Source organism: Moorena sp. SIO3H5 (genome assembly GCF_010692395.1).
Lineage (GTDB): Bacteria > Cyanobacteriota > Cyanobacteriia > Cyanobacteriales > Coleofasciculaceae > Moorena.
On record NZ_JAAHHS010000502.1, the window covers coordinates 1 to 5003 of the forward strand.

4 protein-coding genes are annotated in these 5003 nt (G+C 46.0%); 2 read left to right on the top strand and 2 right to left on the bottom strand.

Going from position 1 to position 5003, the window contains the following annotated elements; genetic code table 11:
- Positions 1-844, top strand: an 844-nt coding sequence (hetR, locus tag F6K52_RS32275; protein ID WP_293088524.1) for a heterocyst differentiation master regulator HetR, incomplete at its 5' end; no start/stop codon positions are given.
- Positions 845-1007: 163 nt separating this feature from the next.
- Here hetR and F6K52_RS32280 read toward each other — a convergent pair.
- Entirely contained in the window at positions 1008-1766 is a 759-nt protein-coding gene (locus F6K52_RS32280) for a TIGR00297 family protein (RefSeq protein ID WP_293088526.1), read from the bottom strand.
- Between the two features lie 450 nt (positions 1767-2216).
- On the opposite strand from F6K52_RS32280, the gene F6K52_RS32285 reads away from it, so the two are divergent.
- A complete protein-coding gene (locus F6K52_RS32285) occupies positions 2217-2648 on the top strand; it encodes a VOC family protein (RefSeq protein WP_293088531.1) in 432 nt (143 codons plus the stop codon).
- Between the two features lie 206 nt (positions 2649-2854).
- On the opposite strand, the gene F6K52_RS32290 is transcribed toward F6K52_RS32285, so the two are convergent.
- Positions 2855-5003, bottom strand: a 2149-nt coding sequence (locus tag F6K52_RS32290) for a Calx-beta domain-containing protein (protein WP_293088528.1), incomplete at its 5' end; no start/stop codon positions are given.

Genomic DNA, 5003 nt, shown 5'->3' on the forward strand with positions numbered 1-5003 from the left:
CCCTCGTCCCGGCCATCCCCCCCCCCTGCGGACTAGTGGACACCGACATGGGGCGTTTCTAGATGCAGCAGCAACCGCTGCCAAATGTGCCATCTACATGACCTATCTGGAGCAAGATGGCAATATCCGCATGACTGGGCATTTGCATCACATTGAACCAAAGCGGGTAAAGGTCATTGTTGAGGAAGTTCGACAAGCGTTAACAGAAGGGAAACTGCTCAAGATGTTGGGGTCTCAGGAACCTCGCTATCTGATTCAGTTTCCCTATGTCTGGATGGAACACTATCCCTGGCAACCAGGGCAATCTCGTATCAATGGCACCAGCCTTGACCTGGAAGAAAAGCGCAATCTTGAGATTAAGTTGCCAGATCACCTGCCGGATGCCCAGATCATCAATTCCTTACAATTCTTTGAATTAATAGAATTTCTGCACCGGAGATCCCAAGAAGACTTACCACCAAAGCGACGTCTGCCCTTGAGTGAAGCTCTAGCTGAACACATCAAGCGTCGCTTAACCTATTCAGGAACTGTCACCAGAATCGATCACACCGGTGGCTTACCCTACTACGCTCTAACCAGTGCATATTACTCACCAGTAGATGACAAAGCCCGCACCTACACCATGATTGACGAAACAGCGCGATACTTCCGGTTAATGAGAAACTGGGCAGAGCGTCAGCCGCAAGTCATGCGAGGGTTGGAGGAACTAGATATCCCGCCAGAGAAAATCAATCAGGCCATGGAAGAGTTAGATGAAATTATCCGCCAGTGGGCAGATAGGTATCACCGGGAAGGTGGTGAACCAATGGTTCTACAGATGGTCTTTGGACCACTATCTGAATAAATTATAAAGTATGAAGTATGAAGCTATGAAGTGGGAACTCGGAAGTCGGGAGTCTAACGCTATCTCAATTTATTAGATTTATTAGTTGCTTGAGCTTGTTGTATGTTTTTATCCTTAATGTTTTAGACTGAACACTTAACACTTCATGCTTCATTCTTCATACCTAGCTGATCCACTGCCATGCTAGAGCTAACAGCACAACAGCGATCGCACCAATCATAGTATTAATAATATTCACGACTTCATTGGTCAGCCATTCCAATTTAGATTGCAGTGTCGCACCAATCACACTCTCCAGATTGGTAGCGATGAAGGCAGCAATAACACAGAAAAATACTCCTGTTAAGTTAACCAAACCAACGCCCCAACCCACAAATGCGATCGCAGCTGATGCAATTACTCCAGCTAGGGTTCCCTCAAGACTTACAGCTCCTTCTGTTCCCCGGGCTACTGGCTGTAAAGTAGTAATCAGAAAAGTCCGTTTGCCGTAAGCCTTACCCACCTCACTGGCAGTGGTATCGGACAGCTTAGTAGCAAAACTAGCGACATAACCTAGTAACAATAACTGTTGGTAAGGAGCATCCACTAGTAGGGTACCCAAGGCACAAATCGCTCCAGTCAGTGCTGAACCCCAAACATTCTCTGGTCCCCTAGCACCGGAACGCTTTTCTGCAATTCCTGCCGCTTCCTTTTGCGCCATGCCAATGCGGGTGACAGCAGACCCTACCAAAAAGTAAAATCCGACTACTGTGTAACCTGGCCAGTTCAGAGTACCCCAAATCAGTACGCCTAATATCCAAGCATGGATGATCCCAGCAGGGGTGAGTAATTTTTTGGGGGCTATCCATACCATGGCCAGGAAAACTGTGTTCACTGCAACAGCAACAAGCCAAGGATTTAAATAAAGACTATCATCAAGCATAGCCAAATAGTTATATTAATAATTAGTAATTGTTAATTGGTAATTGTAATTGCTTGCGAGCCATTACTCCACCACTCATTTCCCATTCTCCATTATCCAAAAAACGAACAACAAAGCACACTACTGAAACAACCGGATACAAGATTAGGTCAGATTCTTAAATAAAGTTGAATTTCTTCAAAACCTTGAAACTACCCTAAAATGAACTCCTGAGTAAGAAAAACTGACCCTAAACAGAACGCCAAGGCCCAACAACTGTCAAACTTTAAAACCTTGGCCAAAGGCCACGCTACGCGAACAAACTTTAAAATCTTGGCCAAAGGCCACGCTACGCGAACAACTTTGGCCTTTTGGCCTTTAGGCCACGCTACGCGAACGGCCACGCTACGCGAACAAACCTCAAAACATACAATTATAACCTACAACCCTTTTGCCTTCAAATCAAAACTTATGAAACCAGTCCTATTTCATCTCGCATTTCCCGTTACCGACATTGAGCAAACTAAAGTTTACTACGGTGATGGACTTGGTTGCGCAATCGGTAGAGAATCGCGCCATGCGGTGATTCTGAATTTATACGGTCATCAACTCGTAGCTCACCTAACCAAAGAACCCCTGACACCTCAGCGGGGTATTTATCCTAGACATTTCGGGTTAGTTTTTACATCCCTGGGTGATTGGGAAGCCTTACTTTCCCGTGCTCAAGAAAAACAATTACCCTTCTACGAGCAACCCAAGACTCGCTTTCCCGGTCAACTGACAGAGCATCGCACCTTCTTCCTGCAAGATCCATTCTATAACTTAATGGAGTTTAAGTTCTACTCTGATAGTTCAGCAATTTTTGGTGGACGTGAGTTGGCAGAAATTGGCGATCGCGTTTAAGGCAAATCCTTTTCAGGAATTCTAAAACGGGAAACACACCCAAGAAGGCTTGATCAACAGGAAGGTTGAGAAACATAGAAAAACCCCTTACTAAGTAAGGGGTTTTTTCGGCTCAGCTCACTGGAACTACTGATACCAATTCCGCTGTTTTGGGGTGCTAGTTCTGATGTTTAATCAGTTCAAGTTATGACCCTGTGCAGTATAGCTTAGATAAGCGTAGGGTTGAAACCGGCCTCGGGTGGCTGCTCGATGGTCATTGAATTGGCCAATTCAGGGCCATCCAACTCCCAAACAGCAATAGTATTATTGTTGTTCCAGACGATATCATACTTGCCGTCCTGATTTACGTCTGCAACACCCTGAATACTCCATCCCTCTGAAGGTAGTATTGATAAGGGCTGACCATCCCGTGTAATGATAGCACCTTCGACTAGTTCCTTATTAAACATCTGCCATGTGGCAATGTATCCATTCTCCGAGTTGTACCAGAGAATCTGCTGTTGGCCATCGCCGCTGAAGTCCGCCACACCTTCGATTTGCCATCCAGTTGATGATGGTGCTAGTACAGGCTCATCGTTTCGTGTAACAAATGCAGCATCCGCTAGTTCGTTGCCATCTATCTCCCATATGCCAACCTCTCCAGTATTCTGGTTGTGCCAGAGAATCTGATCTGGACCATCATCACCATTGAAGTTCCCGGCACCCTGGATTTGCCATCCAGTGTCTGGCGTTATCAGTAAAGGCTGACCATCCCGTTCAAGGATCCCCTGATTCACCAGTGTCTCAGCATCTATTGTCAAGATAGCAACTTCTCCAGTATCTGACTTGTAGGCGAGGATATCATCTTTGGAATCACCGTCAAAGTCAGCAAATTCTTGGATTTCCCATTCCAGGAGGTTGACTTCACCGGTATCAACCACCACCTGGTTGATTTCCTCACCTTGCACTTGCCAGTATTGAATAGCTCCGGTTACTGTGTTCAGCAAGAAAACATCTTGGTTGTCACCGTTGCCATTAAGGTCTCCACTACCTTGAATTTCGAAATTGAGATCCAATGTAGGAAGGGTAACTGTAGTTACCTGCTTAGTAGCATCTATCTTCCACAGGATATTCTCTCCTGTGAGTGGATTATTCCAGACAAACCTGGTACTATTGTCAGGAACTGACGAGGTGTCATCAGCAATGGTAATCTGAGCAAAAGTGTTGCCAACTAAGTTATAGTCCTGGCTGCTGTTTAAGACCAAGTTAACCGTTTCATCACCTTCGTCGATTAGGAAATCGATTTCTGGAGTGATTTTCAGCTCAACGGAAGACTCACCAGCAGCAATAGTGACTGACCCATTGAGGGTTTCACTGTAGTCATCTGCGGTAGCAGTGCTACCAAAGGTCATGTAACTGACAGTGAGTTCTTCAGTAGTGTCTCCGGAACGAGTGATGGTGATGCTGCCTGGGTCTTGGTCTTTTTCCGCTGCCTCAAGGTCAGTAGCAGTGATCGTGACAATGGGGATGTCATTATCAAAAATACTGGCAGTGACTAACCCAACATCCCCCAGGGGATAGTTCACAGTGTCCTCAGATTGGGTAATCTCGTGGCTGATGGTACTTTCGTGATCCCCTTCAACCTCTTGATCATCCAGCCCTCGCACTGTGATAGTTTGAAGTGTTGCCTCATTGAAGGTAAGCACTTGCTCTGAAGCAAAGGTAGTTCCATCTAAACTGATTTCAGTTTGATCATCAGCGTTGATGGTAATTTCTACTTCTCCGGTGGGAGTCTTAGTTAAGGCAACAGTGTAGATACCAGTACCACCCTCAAATAGTATCGGGCTCTCACTGATTATAATCTCTGGGGTTGTGGTAACACTCTCATTATCAGTAATGGAGATCTCGGTGGATGGGATATTGAGAGTATCAGGATATGTGACCTCATCCCCAGTGCTGGTAATCTCGTAGCTGATGGTGCTGGTGTGATCACCTTCGAGGAAATCGTCATCCACCGCCATTACCGTAATGGTTGTGGGAGTAGTATCCTCTAAGGTAACCATTACTTCTGTGGAGAAGGTCTCCCCATCGAGACTGATTTCACTCTCATCATCCGCCATAATCTTGATTTCTACTGGTCCGGCTGGCTCAGTGTCGAGAGCAATGGTATAAGTACCAGGCTCTCCCCCTTCCGTGAGACCAGAAATCTCGCTGATCAGAACTTGACCAACATCATCTGCGTCATTATCAGTAATGGTGATCTCGGTGGATGGGATTTCGAGAGTATCAGGATATTGGGCCTCATCCCCAGTGCTGGTAATCTCGTAGCTGATGGTGCTGGTGTGATCACCTTCCGGTAAATCGTCATCTACCGCC

Bases quoted from the DNA above. Each gene is read 5' to 3' on its own strand.
- F6K52_RS32280 (WP_293088526.1), bottom strand. From the start codon at position 1,766: ATGCTTGATGATAGTCTTTATTTAAATCCTTGGCTTGTTGCTGTTGCA.
- F6K52_RS32285 (WP_293088531.1), top strand. From the start codon at position 2,217: ATGAAACCAGTCCTATTTCATCTCGCATTTCCCGTTACCGACATTGAG.